The 18,830-nt window shown below is 40.2% G+C and carries 16 protein-coding genes; 12 read left to right on the top strand and 4 right to left on the bottom strand.

The annotated features are described in order from the left end of the window. Positions 1-155 precede the first annotated feature (155 nt). From B4U84_RS11640 to tmk, 4 genes are all read left to right on the top strand, one after another. Positions 156-860: a glutathione binding-like protein gene (locus tag B4U84_RS11640; protein WP_131117963.1), complete on the top strand. Its 705-nt coding sequence runs from the start codon at positions 156-158 to the stop codon at positions 858-860. 32 nt (positions 861-892) lie between these two features. Further along, the gene (locus B4U84_RS11635; RefSeq protein WP_131117961.1) at positions 893-1,993 is read left to right on the top strand and encodes an alkene reductase; all 1,101 of its coding nucleotides are present in this window, start codon (positions 893-895) and stop codon (positions 1,991-1,993) included. Positions 1,994-2,290: 297 nt separating this feature from the next. Then, positions 2,291-2,971, top strand: a complete 681-nt coding sequence (locus tag B4U84_RS11630) for a nitroreductase family protein (protein ID WP_131117958.1) — start codon at positions 2,291-2,293, stop codon at positions 2,969-2,971. A 214-nt stretch (positions 2,972-3,185) separates the two neighbouring features. Continuing rightward, positions 3,186-3,818, top strand: a complete 633-nt coding sequence (tmk, locus tag B4U84_RS11625) for a dTMP kinase (protein WP_131118904.1) — start codon at positions 3,186-3,188, stop codon at positions 3,816-3,818. Positions 3,819-4,043: 225 nt separating this feature from the next. Here tmk and B4U84_RS11620 read toward each other — a convergent pair whose 3' ends face one another. Next, positions 4,044-5,534, bottom strand: coding sequence for a catalase (locus B4U84_RS11620; protein WP_131117955.1), 1,491 nt, complete (start codon positions 5,532-5,534; stop codon positions 4,044-4,046). A gap of 335 nt (positions 5,535-5,869) precedes the next feature. Further along, on the bottom strand, positions 5,870-6,211 hold the full coding sequence (locus tag B4U84_RS11615) for a hypothetical protein (protein ID WP_242677609.1): 342 nt from the start codon (positions 6,209-6,211) through the stop codon (positions 5,870-5,872). A gap of 108 nt (positions 6,212-6,319) precedes the next feature. Between B4U84_RS11615 and B4U84_RS11610 the strand changes: the two genes are divergently transcribed. The 3 genes from B4U84_RS11610 to B4U84_RS11600 all read left to right on the top strand — a co-directional run bounded on the left by B4U84_RS11610 (position 6,320) and on the right by B4U84_RS11600 (position 10,203). After that, positions 6,320-7,351 (top strand): hypothetical protein, encoded by a 1,032-nt coding sequence (locus B4U84_RS11610; RefSeq protein ID WP_017313179.1) that lies wholly within the window; start codon positions 6,320-6,322, stop codon positions 7,349-7,351. A gap of 753 nt (positions 7,352-8,104) precedes the next feature. Continuing rightward, positions 8,105-9,376 carry a hypothetical protein gene (locus B4U84_RS11605; protein ID WP_131117951.1) on the top strand — a complete coding sequence of 424 codons (1,272 nt, stop codon included), beginning with the start codon at positions 8,105-8,107 and terminating at the stop codon, positions 9,374-9,376. 167 nt (positions 9,377-9,543) lie between these two features. Beyond that, positions 9,544-10,203 carry a DUF2996 domain-containing protein gene (locus B4U84_RS11600; protein ID WP_131117948.1) on the top strand — a complete coding sequence of 220 codons (660 nt, stop codon included), beginning with the start codon at positions 9,544-9,546 and terminating at the stop codon, positions 10,201-10,203. On the opposite strand, the gene B4U84_RS11595 is transcribed toward B4U84_RS11600, so the two are convergent. Continuing rightward, positions 10,200-10,706, bottom strand: a complete 507-nt coding sequence (locus B4U84_RS11595) for a TM2 domain-containing protein (RefSeq protein WP_017313182.1) — start codon at positions 10,704-10,706, stop codon at positions 10,200-10,202. The two genes, B4U84_RS11600 and B4U84_RS11595, sit on opposite strands and share 4 nt — an antisense overlap. A gap of 509 nt (positions 10,707-11,215) precedes the next feature. Between B4U84_RS11595 and B4U84_RS11590 the strand changes: the two genes are divergently transcribed. The 4 genes from B4U84_RS11590 (at position 11,216) to B4U84_RS11575 (ending at position 16,730) form a co-directional block, all read left to right on the top strand. Further along, on the top strand, positions 11,216-11,737 hold the full coding sequence (locus B4U84_RS11590; RefSeq protein WP_131117945.1) for a hypothetical protein: 522 nt from the start codon (positions 11,216-11,218) through the stop codon (positions 11,735-11,737). Between the two features lie 256 nt (positions 11,738-11,993). Next, positions 11,994-14,660 (top strand): U32 family peptidase, encoded by a 2,667-nt coding sequence (locus B4U84_RS11585; protein WP_131117942.1) that lies wholly within the window; start codon positions 11,994-11,996, stop codon positions 14,658-14,660. A 255-nt stretch (positions 14,661-14,915) separates the two neighbouring features. Further along, positions 14,916-15,848: a tetratricopeptide repeat protein gene (locus tag B4U84_RS11580; protein WP_044448710.1), complete on the top strand. Its 933-nt coding sequence runs from the start codon at positions 14,916-14,918 to the stop codon at positions 15,846-15,848. A 372-nt stretch (positions 15,849-16,220) separates the two neighbouring features. Further along, positions 16,221-16,730 (top strand): hypothetical protein, encoded by a 510-nt coding sequence (locus B4U84_RS11575; protein ID WP_131117939.1) that lies wholly within the window; start codon positions 16,221-16,223, stop codon positions 16,728-16,730. Positions 16,731-16,904: 174 nt separating this feature from the next. Here the strand turns inward: B4U84_RS11575 and B4U84_RS11570 are convergent, their stop codons facing one another. After that, positions 16,905-18,068, bottom strand: a complete 1,164-nt coding sequence (locus B4U84_RS11570; protein ID WP_131118900.1) for an extracellular solute-binding protein — start codon at positions 18,066-18,068, stop codon at positions 16,905-16,907. A 344-nt stretch (positions 18,069-18,412) separates the two neighbouring features. Between B4U84_RS11570 and B4U84_RS11565 the strand changes: the two genes are divergently transcribed. Then, on the top strand, positions 18,413-18,790 hold the full coding sequence (locus B4U84_RS11565; protein ID WP_017313188.1) for a hypothetical protein: 378 nt from the start codon (positions 18,413-18,415) through the stop codon (positions 18,788-18,790). The last annotated feature ends 40 nt before the right edge of the window (positions 18,791-18,830 follow it).

Raw genomic sequence — 18,830 nt, 5'->3', positions numbered from 1 at the left:
GGGCATTGGGCATTGGGCATTGGGCATGAATCAGTTAACAGTTTAATTTGATAACTGATAACTGATAACTGATAACTGACAAGTCTCCCCACACTCCCCACACTCCCGTGTTCCCTATTTAGCAGCGAAAGCACAGCAGAATCGGAGGAGAATTCATGATTGAGCTTTACTATTGGACAACACCCAACGGTCACAAAATCACGATGTTCCTGGAGGAAGCTGAACTTCCTTACACAATTATTCCTGTAAATATAGGTGCAGGTGATCAATTTAAACCGGAATTTTTGAAGATAGGACCCAATAATCGTATCCCTGCAATTGTTGATCGTGAACCTGCTGATGGTGGTGAGCCGATTTCAGTTTTTGAATCTGGGGCAATTTTACTGTATTTGGCAGAGAAAACAGGAAAGTTAATTCCCAATAATATACGCGATCGCACTGAAGTATTGCAATGGTTATTCTGGCAAATGGGAGGTTTAGGACCTATGGCGGGTCAAAATCACCACTTCAGCCACTACGCGCCAGAAAAAATTCCCTACGCCATTAATCGTTATGTGAATGAAACAGCAAGATTATACGCTGTGCTGAATAAACGCGTGAGCGATCGCGAATTTGTTGCTGGTAATAACTATTCGATTGCTGATATCGCCATCTATCCGTGGATTGTTCCTTATGAACGCCAAGGTCAAAAACTAGAAGATTTTCCCCACCTCAAGCGCTGGTTTGAAACAATTCAAGCACGTCCAGCAACAATCCGCGCCTACGAAAAAGCAGAAGCATTTAAAAATCAGACACTGGATGTAGAAAAATCCCGTTCATTGTTGTTTAATCAATCAGCGCAGACAGTACAACCTTCTTGAGAAATTCAAGTTAGAATTTTGGGAAAGATTTTATGAACGAAAATATCAATTTATTTACCCCATACCAAATGGGCAATTTAGAATTGCCCAATCGTATCATTATGGCTCCCCTCACACGTAATCGTGCAGGTGAGGGAAATGTACCATACGAAATCAATGCAGAATATTACGCTCAACGTGCAACTGCGGGGCTAATTATTAGTGAAGCAAGTCAGATTGTACCCCAAGGACAAGGGTATCCTTATACACCAGGTATTCACTCATCTGAACAGATAGCAGGTTGGAAGTTGGTTACAAATGCAGTGCATGAGCAGGGGGGAAGAATATTCCTGCAACTGTGGCACGTTGGACGCATTTCTCACCCTGATTTGCAACCAGATGGAGCCTTACCTTTAGCACCATCTGCGATCGCACCAAAAGGAGAAGCATCGACCTATGAGGGAATGAAACCCTTTGTCACACCTCGTGCTTTGGAAACTTGGGAAATTCCAGAGATCGTAGAACAGTATCGCCAAGGTGCAGCGAATGCTCTTGCTGCTGGATTTGATGGTGTGGAAATTCACGGAGCTAATGGTTATTTAATTGACCAATTTCTCCGGGATGGTACTAATCAACGTACAGACAAATATGGTGGTTCTATAGAGAATCGTGTCAGACTGCTGCTAGAAATAACACAAGCAATCACTGGTGTTTGGGATAGCAAACGAGTAGGAGTGCGTCTTTCTCCCAGTGGCACATTTAACGACATGCATGAGTCTAACCCACTACAAACTTTTGGTTACGCAGCCCAAGCACTCAATCAGTTTGATTTAGCATATCTGCATATCTTTGAAGCTACAGAAGCAGATATCAGACACGGGGCGACAGTTGTACCTACTAGCCTTCTCCGGCAAAAGTACCAAGGTACACTCATGGTCAATGGTGATTACACTTTAGAGAAAGGTAATGCTGTCTTGGCTAGAGGAGAAGCTGATTTAGTAGCCTTTGGCAGATTGTTTATATCCAATCCTGACTTACCCCGACGCCTTGCACTGAACGCACCATTGAATCAACCCGACCCATCTACATTTTATGGTGGTGGAGAGAAGGGATACACTGATTACCCAACATTGGAAGTGCAACAAGTACGGTGAACTACCTACACTGTACTGAAGGTCATCCAATTTTGGATTTTGGATTGACGAGCCGTCCCCACGGACGGGTGCGGGGTCTTGAGTTGAAGATTTTGGATGCGTGGATTTTGGATTATCTACCGCTCCCATTCCCCCAAATTGGTGGTTATGGGAAGGGCTTGTTTTTCTCACAATCCAAAATCTCAAATTTAAAATTGCTTGGTCAGCTTGTTAACCACATCTTTACTCAATTTACAGTGATTGTCATTTAATATTTTGGTATCAATTACGCATTCATCAAATTAGAGGGAAATTCCAATGAATCCAATTACTCAAGAACTGAACTTAGCAACTCAACCTCTAGATGTACCAAGCGCTATTCTCCAACGTCGTTCCATCAAGACTTTCAAACCAGACCCCATCGCCCCAGAACTGCTCAGACAATTGGTAGAATTAACAGTTGCAGCACCTAGTAGCTATAACATTCAGGACTGGCGGATTATCTTAGTACAAGATGAGGCGCAAAAAGCTGCTTTGTCAGAAGCAGCTTGGAATCAAAAACAAGTTTTGGAAGCACCTGTAACTTTTGTCTTTGCAGCAGATACAAAAGGTGGAGAAAAAGACTTGACACCGATTTATGAACAAGGTTTACAAAGCGGTGCTTGGCCAGAAAATGTAGTTAACTACTTCAAAACAGCTATTCCCCAACACCAAGCTGGTCTTGGAGACAAGCGACGGGAGTATGCTGTTAAAGATGCGATGATTGCTGCAACTCACTTAGTATTAGCAGCAGAAAGTTTAGGTTTATCCACCTGCTTTATGAATGGTTGGATTGAGGATAAGGTCAAAGTAGTAATTGGTGCTGCGGATGATCCTGATTTAGCGATCGCAGTTTTAGTACCTGTAGGATATCCATCAGAACCACGTCTCAATCCTGGCCGTTTGCCATTTTCCTATAATGTATTTGTAGATAGAGTCGGAAACTCTTATCAAGCTTAGGAAAGTCTTAAATATGATTTGTTCTTGGTGTCTTTGTGCTTTTGTGTTGAAAAAATAATTTTTGAAACACTAAGACACTAAGACACTAAGAGAAATAGTCTTGGTTGCTGATATTGGCTGTTGATAGTTGCTCTTTAGTAGGCAGAAAAAGTTGATGTGTATATGTCTGTAAAATTAGGTTTATTTATGCAGCGTTGCACAATCGTAATTTATGATGAATGGCAAATTGATTGTATTTGAAGGGGTGGAAGGTTGTGGCAAAACAACTCAGATCCAACTTTGTAGTGAGTGGTTGCAAAGTCTGGGTATTTCTGTTTTAGTGACTCGTGAACCGGGAGGAACTTCTTTAGGCTTACATTTAAGACGCTTGTTACTGGAAAAATCACCAGATCAACCAATTGCTGATAGAACAGAATTATTGTTATACGCTGCTGACCGATCGCAACACGTGGAAGAAGAACTTAGACCAAATCTTGCAGCTGGGAAAATTATATTGTGCGATCGCTACACTGACTCTACAATTGCTTACCAAGGTTATGGTCGCGGTTTAGACATGAGTTTAATTGATCAACTCAACAGCATTGCTACCAATGGCTTAGAAAGTGATGTTACCCTATGGCTTGATCTTGATGTTGAGATCGGGTTAGCCCGTAAACGCGGAACATCAACGACTCTAGATCGCATTGAGCAAGAAGCGATCGTTTTTCATCGTCGCATTCAACAAGGATATGCCGAATTAGCTAAAACCCATCCACACAGAATTGTACGTATAGATGCCAACGCCAATATAGAGATAGTTCAAAAAAAAGTCCAAAAATTTTTAATTGAGAAGCTAAAAGTAATTTAATTGAGTATAATAAGAACATAACCCCTAACCCCCTAACCCTAATCCCCATAAATTCTGACTTCCAGAATTTATGGGGATTACAAATTTTTTACAAGGGAAACACGGGAAGGGAGTGTGGGGAGACTTATCAGTTATCAGTTATCAGTTATCAGTTATCAGTTATCAGTTATCACTCTTAACTGCTCACTGTTAACTGTTAACTGATTCATGCCCAATGCCCAATTTTTATGCCCCAATGAGTTGAGCTGAGGTTGGAATCATGGCTGGATCAATGGTAATTCCCAATCCTTCTGCCACACCACGACCGTAATTTACATCTGCTCGGAAGAAATGACACAGTTGGCGCATCTGAATATCACTTCTTGCTTGACTCAAACTACCGACAATGTTTTGGATCAAACGCTGTTGTTGGTCGGGTGTCATGAGCCGATAGAGATCTCCTGCTTGGGTGTAATCGTCATTACCTGCGCGGTGGTCATAGCGATCTACTTTGACATTGCCTAAGTCTAAAGCTGGCTCTGCATAGGCACAATTTTGTTTTGGTGTATCCTCATAGCTGTTGGGTTCATAGTTCGGTGTGTTACCCCCATTGTTACCCAATGCCATCGCACCATCACGTTGATAGTGCATCACGGGACACTTTGGTTGATTGACGGGTAATTGCTGATAGTTCGCACCGATACGATAGCGGTGAGCATCGGGATAAGACATAATGCGAGCTTGCAATACCTTATCGGGAGAAAAGCTAATCCCAGGAACGACGTTAGAAGGAGAAAAGGCCGCCTGCTCAACTTCTGCAAAATAGTTTTGCGGATTGCGGTTGAGTTCGAGAATACCCACGTCAATTAAGGGATATTCGGAATGCTTCCAAATCTTAGTCAGATCAAAAGGATTATCCTGATGGTGTGCTGCTTGTTCTTCAGTCATTACCTGAATGCAGACTCGCCATTTAGGATAGTCGCCGCGGGCGATCGCTTCAAATAAATCACGAGTTGCATGGTCTGGATCTTCTCCCTTAACCCGAATAGCTTCTTCTGCTGTAAAGTTTTCAATCCCCTGGATGGTTTTGAAATGAAACTTGCACCACACTCGTTGACCTTGAGCATTGATCAGGCTAAATGTATGGCTACCATAGCCGTTCATGTGCCGATAGGTTTTGGGAGTACCGCGATCGCTGAACAAAATTGTTACCTGATGCAGAGCTTCTGGGCTGAGTGACCAGAAATCCCACATGGCGTTAGCATCTTTATAATTAGTTTGCGGATTACGCTTTTGTGTATGAATAAAATCAGGAAATTTGAGTGGATCACGGATAAAAAAGACTGGTGTATTATTCCCTGCTAAATCCCAGTTACCTTCTTCTGTATAGAACTTGACCGCAAAACCTCTGGGATCACGTTCTGCATCGGCGGAACCTTTTTCGCCTCCCACAGTAGAAAATCGCAGCAGAACCTGGGTTTGTTTACCAATCTCGGAAAAAACTTTGGCTTTACTGTAACGAGTAATGTCCTGAGTGACGGTGAATGTACCAAATGCAGCCGCTCCTTTAGCATGAACAACACGCTCAGGAATCCGTTCCCGGTTAAAGTGAGCTAGCTTCTCCATCAGGTGAAAATCCTGCATTAACACAGGACCACGCTCACCTGCTGTTAAAGAATTCTGATTATCTGCAACTGGGATACCATCAGCAGTTGTCAATGTTTTGGGATCAGCCATGTGGGTGATATCTCCATTCATTTAGTTTAAACGTTGCTGTTTATGCTCATGAGCTCAACTTTGGCTTCATGAACCTGGAACTATTCATACTCGTTATGAGTTTACTTTGTATTGTAATCGTTATGACTTTGAGTTATGGATTTGAAACAGAAATTGCAATGAACTGTAATATTTAAGCTCATCCATCTTGAAAACATGAGTTTGATTAAGGATAAGTTTAGTTTGCCTACTTTAAAAATGTTTAACCAGTGAAGTTTGCCATTTTACAAACAAACTTATGAATATATATAAAATCTTTCTGAATTAAATTGAAGCCATAAGAATTATATTTTTATTCACCGTGGTGTATGCACCTCATGATGGGTAGTTAACTGTGAAATTGCGTCTTCCACTTCCTGTTTGACCATTTCTCTCATATCGATAACCATAGATGGTGTAGACACGATCGCTTCTACTTCCTGTCTAACTATCTGCCTGATCTCTACACTGGTAGACCCTTGAGATGAAACTGTAGATGTACCAAGAACATCCCTGAGCAACCTAGCAGCAGTTTGGTTTAGTGACTCATCATCAGAAGTTTGTAGTGCTGACAGTGCTTGAATTTCAACTTCACTTAACCGAAACGAGATGACTTTACTAGGCATTCTGTAGACTGATGTATACGTAGTTGTATACATGTTAAAGTCTTATTTATAAATTGTCTACGTTGTTGTCTATAACAAATTGTAGACAATTTGTATACCATAAAATAGAATAATTAGCGATTTCAAAAAAAAACAACAATTATGGCATTTGCCGAACCAAACCCCAATGAGCCTACTGATACTAAGTTGCATTCCTTGATGCATTTTGGGCAAGCAGGGGTAGCTGGGGAAGAAGAAAAAACTTCCCCAGACTCCCCAGATCAGTCTCTACAAGATTCCACAAATTCGTATGAGGCTGCTTCTCCACTTCAAACCCCATCTGCGGACGAGCAAGTTAATCAGAATACTGAACCGCAACCAGAAATTGAAGATTCAGGAGCGATATTTCAAGCGGTTGGGGTGATTACTGGGGAGGTTAACTTAACTGAGGATGGTAAAAACACTGTTACCATTGGTCGTTCTCAATACCCACTTTTCTATGTTCCCCGAAAGCGCAAAGTATTTGAAGCTCTCCAAAAAGAAATCGAAGCAACAGGTAATCGAACTCAACGTCTGGTTGTTTATCCAAAAGCAATTCATTTTCCCCGCAAAGATCAACCACATCGCATTGCTTTTCAGCTAGTTGGCTTTGACAAAGGGCGGTTTGAAGAAGCAGTTTCAGCAGAGTTACTAGACCTAGAGTTTAAATTCTCAGGACTATGGCAGTTTATTCCTGTTTGTCCTACTCCTTGCATCTCCGTGTTTCGTAACTTTACTCGTGAAAGGCTCGAATACATTAAGCAAGCCGAGCCTGCTCAAAAGGTAAAATTCATGAAGGCTAGTCATTTGCCCTTGCTCTGGAAGGATGCACCAGTCAGACCCTTTAGATTTAATCCTAAAGCTCCTAGAGAAGACCAAGGACAACCGACATTTGTCACCTTGAAGGCGAAATTTCTGCCTGGGCGTGATGTTTTCGGTTTTGTAGCACTCTTAGCTCCACCCCAAGAAACTGCACCCAGATTTCTCAAAGCGTCCAAAAAGGATAAAGCGACGGCCCAGCAAGCATCGCAAGCATCTCAGAAAGATAAGCCTAGAGTACAGCAAGTACAACAGCCAACTCCAAAAAATAATTCTGATGAGCGCAGCAACCGTCAGCAAAAACCAAGCCAAAAACCTATTTTGAAGAAAAAATAGGATGATGAAAAACTTGGTATTGAAGGTTCGCTCATGGAACAGCAAGGTACTAGGTAAATAATAACGGCAGTAGATTTTTCAAACTGCCTAACTAACTAGATTGCTGAACTACACCATGACGGCTGTTTCAATATATTCTCACTATGATGCAGTACGTTTGTGGCTATAAACTGCTGAATCAGGGGCGCAATACCAGATCAATCAAGATGATTTAAGACAGATCTCGACAGTAGTTTTGAGATAAGTAAAAAAAACAGAAAATGTCAGCGACAGCACAGTTGAGAATACTGACTTGGATCATAATGGGCGATCGCTCTTTTATTTTTTGTTTGATAGTTAACAGAGGGGCAATTCCCCTCAAGCAGATGCAATGAGTATCGTTTAGGATTTAATAGAATATAATTTGGTTTTTGAGGAGAAAATTATTAAAGACAATTTAGAATAAGGTCATTCGATTTTAGATTTTAGATTACTCTGTCGAGTAGACACGGAGTAGCTACTTGCACCAATTCGCTAACGCGCCTACCAAAGGTAGCCACACTTCGTGCGTCTATAGATTTTGGATTGGCTCCACAGATCCTAATTACCCCAAATGGAAGGTTAAGGGAAGGGGCTTGTGCCATCAAAGAAGTATCAATCGAAATTACTTGGAATTTGAGTATTTGTATATACCTAATTTTAGGTATTGATTTAACTACGATCTGTTTCAAGCTGTTTGGTGTGTAGGTGAAACAGAAGATTAAGGGTATTATTATGACACATAAAATCTCTTTAAGACAGCCCAGGAATATCATCAACGCGATCGCAGGTTGTTTAACCTTGTTAGCTGCTGTCACCGCTGTACAAAGCGAAAATCCAAATGCAAAAACACTTGCTTGGATTGTAGCTGTTAGCAGTGCTGCGATTGGGATAGTCAATGAAGCCAGTTCTCATCTCTATGAAGATAATGCCAATAATCAGATCGAAGCTTTTATTAAACCTAGAGAGCAGAAAATAGCAGAATTAACGAAGGAAGTAGAGATCAAACTCGGAGTTGAAAATCGATTACGACTAGAACAGTCAGTGAACAAAAAATTGTTAGACACAGTTGCAAATCTCAAGGCTGAACTAGAAGTTTATCAAGGAAAAGCAGAGGAAGAAAAGCTATTTGCTGATGCTGTTATAGAAAAATTCTTATTCAATATCAAAGAAATTTTAAATTCGCATATCGAAGAATGTATTGCAAAGTTGGAAAAATCCATAGATACCAAAATCAGACAAATTCAAGATGAAAGAATTATCAAAAGATTGAAAAAATTTAAGAACGAACTTGAGAGAAAATCTGTTAATTACAAAAATTTGATAACACAAATTGAACGTAATGAAAATCTGGGTTTTGTCAACGATACTATAGAAATCTATCATCAGATTCATGCAGATTTAGCATGTTTAAAAGTTAAATTTATCAAAAGTTTGAGTGTTAGCGATCGCTTAAAATTTCAGAATGCTATCAACCAGGAAAAAGCCAAAAACGCGTTAGCAAAAATAGCAGATATTCAACAACACAGTTATACCGATGTCTTAGCAAAACTAGAAGAATCTGAGCAATTAGCCGCCAAAAATGAGCAATATATCAAAAACGTAATTGCAGAGTTGGAAAAAGCTATGGAGCGACTAGCTCAGAAAGAAGAAGAAATCAAAGCTCTCAAACGTCCCCACTATTGGTCTACACCAACTCGTGATGACCAATGGTTAGCAAATATTATTATTGGTTATTTTGAACAATTAGGAATTATTCTAGACCGCGCTCACAATGATTCTGAACCGTGGCAAGCAACTTTATATTTTCACATTGATCGAAATAAACGTTTAATTACAGCCAAAGACTTGAATGAACATTCTGAAAATATAGAACAGCTTGGCTATACACTCAACAGACCGGAGTTCAAATTTGATAGTGAGTCAGGATTGATGAGTGTTTGGGTACAAATAGCTAGTGATCCTGCTCAGAAAATTCTGCCATTTATTAGAATTGCCAGAGATTAGTACAATTTTACTTATTTACCTGCTAATGAGCGTTGCTAGTTAGCTTTATTTGTGCTGATCTACTTAATAGATACGCTGTGCTATGTCAAAATGAAAATGACTAATAATTCGGTGAGCGATCGCTCCCAAAGCTCCCCTAAAGCTATACATAAGGATTGATCTGAGCAATGGCAGAAGAAACCAATCACAATGAAGCGGGAGAGGTGGCTCCCAGCACCGTTGACAAACAAGCTCCCACTGTCGCAGAACAAAACGCTCCCAGCACCGATTCTCCTGAAGCGACAGATATTCCCACTTCCAACGCGCCAGATCCAAAAGCGGTAAACCCAGAAACCAACCCAAATGCAGCTAAAACTCAAACTGCACCACCCAAGCGGGAAAAACCCGCCGCAGATAAAGCCGCAGATGGAGAAAAACCAGCCGCAGCGAAAACAGCAAAAAAAGAAAAACCACCAGCAGTTGAAGATAAGCCATTTTCAGAGTTTATCCAACAATATTACTTGCCTGCTGTCGAAAAAGCTGTAGCCCAACAAGGGGTAAAAAACTTACAAATGTCTTTTGTAAAACAGCAAATTCCCATCAAAGGACTAGAACAGTTCGGTGAGTGTTGGCAAATAGTTGGTAACTTTGCAGATGGTGTGCGCCACTTCAATTTGTATTTTCTTGATGAAGATATTCAAGGGAAAAAAGCTTTTTCTTGCAATGAAGGGAAACAGCCCAGTACCCTAGAATCATTTTTAATTGATGAGCGCAAAATCACACTAGATTTGCTGGTGTATGGTTTGATGCAGCGTTTGAATGGTCAAAAGTGGCTGGGGAGAAATTAACCCAGTTCATAAAAATGGTAGGTAACAGCTCCAGTCATGGGGTCGTTATCTATCCTTACATAACCTGATTTTAGTAAATCTTTTAAAGCTGTTTCAACTTCTGCAAAGCTGGCTCCAGTTGCTTTCACGCCTTGAGTTACCGTGAGCATCCCACCTCGGCTTTCAGCTGTTTCGATGAGTTTGAGGACGAGTTGATTGCCAGTAGGATGATATACTTCGGAAGCCACTACTGCTTGTTCCAAAGGTACACCAAAGGGAGACACACCTGCTTTTAATCTCAGTCTGAGTTCATGTTCATCTACCATGTTGGGGATAAAAAACAAATCTATAAACTGACCGATGCCAAAAAGACCATAGGTTACTAACCATAACAAGCCTGTACCAATTCTGCCATTATATAAACGATGTAGTCCTCCCAATCCGAAAAACCAAGCTGCACTCAAGATGTAGGAGACAATAAGACGTTCTTGGTGGTCTTTGTCGGTATTCTTTTCTGCATTCATCTTTTTTTATCCCTTGGACTCTCCGCTCTTGCTTTTTAGACTGTTTTCTTATTATTTTTTGTTTCTTTCATCCCAACCACAAGAAGATGGGGTTTGACGCACGTTCAATAAAGATTTCTCTACTGATTAAAATATGTCTTAACCCGCCTGTATCTGGGTAGTTTTTGGGTGGTTAACGGTTTTAAACATAATCATTGTGACTATGTTTTGACTGATGCTGACCCACTTAATCCTAAGATAACTAAATTGTCAGAAAATTACAGATTTTATAGTCAAAAAAATACATAATATTAAATTTTATTTCATATTTCCGACGCTAGTTTGTTAAGGGACTTCCAATTACAGGAGGATTACAGATCCCCGACTTCTTTGAGAAGTCGGGGATCTTGTCTTTCACGAATGATTTAGGAATGGTATGGCTGACAAATTTAAGATTAATTTTCTAATTACCTGGAAGTACTTGTGATAAATGTAATAATAAAATGCCTTAGAAATAGGTAAAATTATTTATGTTGACGAAAAAATCTATATATGTTTTTCTAGTTTTTCTGGGGGTGTTCTCTATCTCTGCATCAGCAAAAGCTGGATTTAACCATAAATCTACTGTATTGGAAGGACAAGTAGAAAAAGCACTTAACACAAAAGTATTAGCACAAGCAAACACAAAACCAACAAGTTGCGATCGACAAGACAAAAGTGATACAACTTTGCTTTTTAATACCAATAATGGCAAAACGGTGAGAGTTTTTCGCCAAAAAAACACTTCACCACAACAATTATTGATGAATATATACGATAGCAAAAACCGTAAGGAATTAGCTGCGTGTACTCCTGCGGCAAGGTTAACCCAACCTAATCAGATTACTTACAATACAAAGGTTCAAAATACGGTGTACTATGCCACTGTCTTGATTAATAAGCAATCTAAGATAGAAGGAAGTATTGTAGCAACCGATCAAAACGGAAAAAGAAGATTGTGGACAGAACCAGCTGCTGGTGAAGTGACATTAAAGCTGAGAATTTCTGATTGACCAAGCCCTTTGGATAGGCAACAGTGGTAAAATCCTGCCCTTTGTTATTTGCATCTAACCCTAAATTAAAATTTGGGCTGAAAGCTAAAGTCGGTTCAAAACCGACTGGTTGAGGTTTGAACCCATTTTAATGAGTTTAACCTTTGAGCCGAAAATTTATTTTACGACTGATTGCAACTGGTGCAAGATGTCAGGCCCATCATCTCCCAGGCAACGATAAAATCACTAAGGTATCCCCTATCCTGCCTTAGTAAAAATGAAACCTGCTCGCCTACAAACTTCCGAAACCACCTCACCCAAACTCCAACTTCCCGAACTCCTCGCCCCTGCTGGTAATTGGGAATGTGCAGAAGCTGCTGTGGAAAATGGCGCAGATGCAATTTATTTTGGTTTGGATCGGTTCAATGCGCGGATGCGAGCGGAAAACTTTACTGAGGCTGATTTACCAGAATTAATGGAGTACTTGCACAGTCGTGGTGTCAAAGGTTATGTCACTCTCAATACGCTGATTTTTCCCCAAGAACTCAGAGAAGCACAACAATATATTCGCTCGATTATTACAGCGGGTGTAGATGCTGTCATCGTCCAAGATATTGGTATTTGTCGTCTCATTCGTCACCTATCACCTGATTTTCCGATTCATGCCTCTACCCAAATGAGCATTACAAGTACTGCTGGTGTGGAATTTGCGGAATCATTAGGGTGTAATTTAGTTGTGCTTGCCCGTGAATGTTCTCTCCACGAAATCAATAAAATTCAAAGCCAGTTAGCATACAGAGGCTCTTCGCTACCTCTAGAAGTCTTTGTTCACGGTGCTTTATGTGTAGCTTACTCTGGACAATGTTTGACAAGTGAAGCATTAGGGGGACGTTCCGCTAACCGGGGTGAATGCGCCCAAGCTTGTCGAATGCCTTATGAATTAATTGCAGATGGGGAAGTTATGAATTTGGGAGATCGAAAATATCTCCTTAGTCCCCAAGATTTGGCAGGGTTAGAGGTTTTACCTGATTTGGTAAAGCCGGGTGTAGCTTGTCTCAAGATTGAAGGGCGATTGAAATCTCCAGAGTATGTTGCTAATGTGACTCGTGTTTATCGCCAAGCGTTGGATCGGGTGATGGTGGATTCGCAAGAGGAAGAGGAGACAAGGGGACAGGGGGAACATGGGGGAAATGGGGGAAATGGGGGAAATGGGGGACATGGGGGACATGGGGGACATGGAGGGCATGGGAGTACAGAGAATTACTCGGTGTCTTCGGAGGAACGCTACAATTTGGAGATGGCTTTTTCGCGGGGAATTTATACTGGGTGGTTCCGTGGAATTAACAATCAGGAGTTGGTTCATGCCCGTTTTGGTAAAAAGCGCGGGGTTTATTTGGGAGAGGTAATCCGCGTTAATAATGAAAAAGTGAGCCTGAAGTTAGAAGCACCTGTGAAACCAGGGGATGGTGTTGTGTTTGACTGCGGTCATCCAGAAGCAAAAGAGGAAGGCGGACGCATCTATGCAGTAGAACAAAAGGGAAAAGAAACCCTCTTAACCTTCGGGCGACGAGATTTGAATTGGCGACGAGTGCATGTAGGCGACAAGGTTTGGAAAACTAGTGATCCGGAGCTTGATAAGCAATTACGACAGAGTTTTGCCGGGGATGTACCGCAGTTTCAGCGCCCGATTAATATTGAAGTGCATGGGGAAGTTGGACAAAATTTAGTTGCGATCGCTCGTGATGAACTTGGTCACGTTGCTCAGGTAGAATCTACAACACCACTAGTAGCAGCACACACTAAACCCCTAACTACACAACGTTTACAAGAACAATTCGGTCGTCTGGGTAATACTCCCTTTTGTTTAGGCGACTTGACAAATAACCTCACTTGTGAATTGATGCTACCTGTGAGTGAGTTAAATCGAATGCGACGAGAAATAGTCACTCAATTGGAGACACTACGGAGAAAACCCAAGCTTTGGCAAATCAATCCCAGCGCTTCGCTTTGCGACTTACTTCCTGTTTCGGAATTTTCCCGCTTTAGTGCTTCCTCAACTCCTAGCTTAATTGTGTTAGTACGCAATCTTCAGCAACTACAAGCAGCGATCGCATCAAATGTTAGTACTATCTACTGTGAATTTGAAGATCCCCGCAAGTATCGTGAGGCGGTGCAGATGGTACGCCAATGGAGGGAAGGGGGAGTAGGGGGAGTAGGGGGAGAAATTGGTTCTTTACCTTCTGCTAATCCTAGTATTTGGGTTGCACCACCCCGAATTACTAAACCTGGAGAAAATTGGATTTTACAACAAGTGCGTTCCTGTGAGGCGGATGGGTATCTGGTGCGGAATTATGACCACCTCGAATTTTTTGCGCGCGATCGCTGTATCGGAGATTTTTCTTTCAACGTTGCTAATGCTCTCACGGCAGATTTATTTAAAAACCACTTTAATTTGGAACGCCTAACTGCTTCCTACGACTTAAATATCAATCAACTGGAAGATCTTATTAAAAGTAGTCCTCCTAATTGGTTTGAGGTAACGATTCATCAGCATATGCCCATGTTTCATATGGAACATTGTGTTTTTTGTGCATTTTTATCTACTGGGACAGATTTTCGTAATTGTGGGCGACCGTGTGAAAAACATGAAGTGAAACTGCGGGATCGCATTGGTACAGAACACATCCTTCATGCTGATGCTGGTTGTCGAAATACGGTATTTAACGGAATAGCCCAAACAGGCGCAGAGTATGTACAGCGTTTAATAGAGTTGGGCTTATCTAACTTCCGGATTGAATTTGTGAATGAAACTCCTGAGTACGTGACTCAAACAATACAACATTATCAACAATTGCTGAAGGGTGAAATCACAGGTTCCCAACTTTGGCGCGAGTTGAAGTTACAAAATCAGCTAGGTGTAACCCGTGGTTCTGTTATTCATTAAAGGGTTTAGGGATATTTGAACTATGGGAGTTTGAGATGTTTATTGTACAGTTTGCTTGGGGCAAACATGCAACACTGAATGTATTGCAAAAAACGAATCTATCTAAAAAGTACTGATATAAACTGTTGAATTTAGACATCTAAGCAACTTCCTAAAGACTGATTTTTTTTTGGATTTAACAATCAATAACGAATTTAGCTATTAAGTTATGTTATTGTTTTGAAAAAATCAAAGAAAAAATCATTCTAAGGTATGATGCCAAACTCGTTTAAGCCGACTCTCAATGTAGAAGCAGAGTTTTTTTTCCAGCAAGGACTCCGACGCAATAAAGCTCAAGAATTTGAAGTCGCGATCGCCATTCTTGATACTGCACTCAAATGTAAGCCAGATTATCCAGAAGCTTGGTTCCAAAAGGGTTTTGCATTCGGTTCGTTGGGTCGTCACGAAGATGCGATCGCTTGTTTTGACGAAATGCTGAAGTTACGCACCAATGATTGTTGGGTTTGGCATAATCGAGCTATTGCTTTAGGGAAGCTAGAACGACACCAAGAAGCACTCAACAGCTTTGATCGTGCAATTGAGTTTGACCCCAATGCTCCTACTGTTTGGCACAATCGCGGTCTGACTTTGTGTGACTTACAGCAGTACCAACAAGCAATTGTCAGCTTTAACCAATGTTTGAAGTTACAACCAGACGCCTATTGGGCCTGGAACAACAAAGGTAACGCTCAAAGAGAATTGAGACGCTATGAAGAAGCTCTCAATAGTTACGACCGCGCCATCGAATTTAACGTTGATAATGTCATGGCTTGGTTTAACAGAGGCGTAACTTTGAATGAATGGAAAAATTATCAAAAAGCCATCAAGAGCTTTGAGCGGGCGTTGTCTATTCAACCTAATTACTATAAAGCTTGGTTAAACAAAGGTATAGCTTGGGAAAATCTCGAAAATTATGATGATGCGATCGCTAGCTACGATCAAGCTGCACAATTGCAACCAAAAGACCCTGTAATTTGGTACAATAAGGCTCGTTGTTATGCTCAAAAAGATAATATTCCAGTTGCGATCGTCAAATTGGAGCAAGCAATTAACCTCTGTCCAGAATACATAGAAATCATCAAAACTCACACAGATTTTGACAATATTCGTTCTGATGAACGCTTTCAAGCTTTGTTCCAAAGTCCCTAGTCCGCGATGGTAAGTTCAAATTCTATTTTGAGGGTTTCAACCCTCAAAATCACCTCTTTTATTTTTGACTATATACGAGAAGTTTGACACTAATACCAATTTAATATGAAGACGCATACAAAGACCCCACCCACGCTAAGGCGCACCCTCCCCGATACTTTGGGGAGGGTTGGGGAGGGGTAAAATTCGGGAGCAGTTTCACGAAGAATTGGTATAAGGCTCAAATTACAGCAGATTTCAGGTAAATGAGGTACAAATTTTAAAAACAAAGCCATATACCAAGAAACTTTCAACTCTGTTAAGAGTTCCCTGTTAAGAGTTCCCTTTTTTTTGTAATTTCCAACGTTAAGATGAGCAACAATCAATATATTTATGCAAAAGTTTGCTCTAGTCTTAGGAACTTGTCTAACTACAATTTCTTGCCTATTTAACCAACCATTACTAGCAGAAATTCCATCAATTCCCAAGCCTTCTGATGCACCCTTAGAATTAGATTTGTTGACTAATCCTCAAAGTTCTGCGATTACAGCAAATACGATTGATCAAAGACAGGTAAGTGTTCCAAGTTTATGGTGGATTAAAGAAACTTCCGAAAAGAAACTCCTGGATAACTGGATTGCTTATCCATTCAATAATCATCAACCTGCACGAGTAGATGTGATTGTGAATCAACAAATCTGGAGTTTACTAGATTATCTTGAGCGTTACGATTTCATAAATAGTTTGGGAGACATTGCGAGAACTTACGGTTACAACATCCGGATTTTTAATTATCAACAGGAACGTTTAGCAAGCTATACATGTAATTTTAAAATAAAGCCATCCTTGTGTAGGATAGAAATAAATTCTCAAAGCAACTTTGGGTTAAGAAATTCTTTTTAGATATGAACAAGATCCCCCAATACGGTTCGGATAAGACAAATCGATTGGCATTTAAATCCTGTAGAGACGCGATATATCGCGTCTCTACATATCCAAAATTATGACGAAAAATTCTTAACCGAACCGTATTGCAAGATCCCCGACTTCTTTAAGAAATCGAGGATCTGATTCTTTTTAACTCGGATTATTATAATTCTTAATTTTCGCAAATAATGATTTATATTGATCAGCTACTGCGAGAGGTAAAGGTAGCAAAAACTCACTTTTACCAAAAATATCATCTTGATTTAATAAGAAATTCCGTAATTGTTCTTGGATATTAGAGGGTTTAACTTTTACAGAAATTGGTGAATTTGTTTTGGTAAGAATTAGAATCTGTTCAGCAACCTTTGGTTCCCAGCAAAAATTAATCCATTGATTAGCTAAGTTTTCTGGCTTAACACTTACAGGTTTTACCCATACATCCGCCCACAATGCTGTTCCAGATAGAGGAGTTGCTACAGCAAGTTGTGGATAGCGGGTAATTACTGGTAAAACATCATCAGACCAACCTACTGCTAACCAAGTATCACCAAGAATGAGCGGTTCTAAATATCTTGTAGAATCGTAAAACTTGACTTGTTGATTTAAAGTCTTGAGTTGTGTCTCTAAGCCAACAATTGCATCTAAATTTTCTGTATTGTAAGATTTTCCCAACTTCTTTAATACTAAACCAATCACTTCTCGATCTTGATCAAGTAAGGAAATGCGATCGCGTAGTTCGCTCCGCCATAAATCACTCCAGTCTGTTGGAGTCCAACCCAAGTTTTGAAATTTATCACGACGGTAAACTATAACTGTACTACCCCAACGATAGGGAGCAGCCCATACTTTCCCTTTGGCGTCCTGAAAACCTTGATCGTTGCGTGTTACTAATTCTTTCCAGCGTTGCGATAATGAATTCCATTGCTTTAGCTGTTCTACTTCCAGTGGTTGAATTAGTTTCTTTTCAATTGATGTTTTTAGCCAATAATCTCCTAATGTCACCAAGTGAGCAATCTGAGGTTTTTGTGATGAACCAAGGGGAAGATTAAAATTCAATCCCTGCCTAGGAGTTTCCTGGGATTGATTGTACCAACTTTGTAATTCCTCAAATAAACTCTGTAGCTGCTCTACGGGGGCAAAATTTAAGTTTACTCCCTTTTGTAAATTGCGGCGAAATTGATCAACCACCGAACCAGGAATAGAACCTTTCAACAACTGAACATTCAAGGTTGTTTGCTTATTTCGACTACAGCCAATCAACATCTGCGCCAGTGCTAATGTCGTACCACCTTGTAAAAACGACCTTCTATCCATTGATTTGAGAATTTTATTGATTGTTTCAACCTCAGCCATTGCTCGCTGAGTAGACAGTTTGTCAATCTATCATCATACATCTTACCTACTTTTTTTGTGATGCTGCCAAAAGCTAGTGCCATCAGCCTCAAGAGTGAATATTTTTGTTCAAATTCCCCAATATTCATCTTTCTCAATACTCATGTTTAGTTGGATTTTCTAAATGTATTGAGATTTATTGCTAAATGATTAGTTAAATATTTTATTGAAAAAAATAATATGGAACCTTAAAAAAATCATAAGTATGTTTAACGTTGCTACCTTATTGAATACCATAGAGAAAAATAAGCGTATGAGCATATTAAATGGAGCCATTACAGAAGCAGGTGCTATCTCTAAGTTATAAGCTAGATACCCTATACCAAGTAATAGAACAGCTTGATAATAAAGTATCTCACGCTTTATCGGTTTGTCGCTTAGATGCAACAAATGACGATAAAGGGTCTGTTTTAGAAAATAGCGAGGCTAGTCGCTTTCCTTTAACAGGACATATAAGCTTTAATTCTGAGATGGAACATAAGGATGTCATAGCAGACGGGGTTTATCCAGACTCGAATCTTCAGGGAGGAGATCGACAAATTGCACCAGAAATTCAAATTCAAAGACTGACAGCACAATTAACAGCAGCATACAATCGAATTGCTGCTTTGGAAGAGCAATTATTACTAAAGAGAATTCATTAATTTATTTGTTGGTCATTGGTCATTGGTCATTGGTCATTGG

The sequence above is a fragment of the Westiellopsis prolifica IICB1 genome, assembly GCF_004323185.1.
GTDB lineage: Bacteria > Cyanobacteriota > Cyanobacteriia > Cyanobacteriales > Nostocaceae > Pelatocladus > Pelatocladus prolificus_A.
Note: the sequence above shows the minus strand (reverse complement) of the source record. Positions and strands in the feature narration are given on the sequence as shown.

Coding starts and splice junctions, on each gene's coding strand:
- B4U84_RS11640 (WP_131117963.1), top strand. CDS start 156: ATGATTGAGCTTTACTATTGGACAACACCCAACGGTCACAAAATCACG.
- B4U84_RS11635 (WP_131117961.1), top strand. CDS start 893: ATGAACGAAAATATCAATTTATTTACCCCATACCAAATGGGCAATTTA.
- B4U84_RS11630 (WP_131117958.1), top strand. CDS start 2,291: ATGAATCCAATTACTCAAGAACTGAACTTAGCAACTCAACCTCTAGAT.
- tmk (WP_131118904.1), top strand. CDS start 3,186: ATGAATGGCAAATTGATTGTATTTGAAGGGGTGGAAGGTTGTGGCAAA.
- B4U84_RS11620 (WP_131117955.1), bottom strand. CDS start 5,534: ATGGCTGATCCCAAAACATTGACAACTGCTGATGGTATCCCAGTTGCA.
- B4U84_RS11615 (WP_242677609.1), bottom strand. CDS start 6,211: ATGTATACAACTACGTATACATCAGTCTACAGAATGCCTAGTAAAGTC.
- B4U84_RS11610 (WP_017313179.1), top strand. CDS start 6,320: ATGGCATTTGCCGAACCAAACCCCAATGAGCCTACTGATACTAAGTTG.
- B4U84_RS11605 (WP_131117951.1), top strand. CDS start 8,105: ATGACACATAAAATCTCTTTAAGACAGCCCAGGAATATCATCAACGCG.
- B4U84_RS11600 (WP_131117948.1), top strand. CDS start 9,544: ATGGCAGAAGAAACCAATCACAATGAAGCGGGAGAGGTGGCTCCCAGC.
- B4U84_RS11595 (WP_017313182.1), bottom strand. CDS start 10,706: ATGAATGCAGAAAAGAATACCGACAAAGACCACCAAGAACGTCTTATT.
- B4U84_RS11590 (WP_131117945.1), top strand. CDS start 11,216: ATGTTGACGAAAAAATCTATATATGTTTTTCTAGTTTTTCTGGGGGTG.
- B4U84_RS11585 (WP_131117942.1), top strand. CDS start 11,994: ATGAAACCTGCTCGCCTACAAACTTCCGAAACCACCTCACCCAAACTC.
- B4U84_RS11580 (WP_044448710.1), top strand. CDS start 14,916: ATGCCAAACTCGTTTAAGCCGACTCTCAATGTAGAAGCAGAGTTTTTT.
- B4U84_RS11575 (WP_131117939.1), top strand. CDS start 16,221: ATGCAAAAGTTTGCTCTAGTCTTAGGAACTTGTCTAACTACAATTTCT.
- B4U84_RS11570 (WP_131118900.1), bottom strand. CDS start 18,068: ATGGATAGAAGGTCGTTTTTACAAGGTGGTACGACATTAGCACTGGCG.
- B4U84_RS11565 (WP_017313188.1), top strand. CDS start 18,413: ATGGAGCCATTACAGAAGCAGGTGCTATCTCTAAGTTATAAGCTAGAT.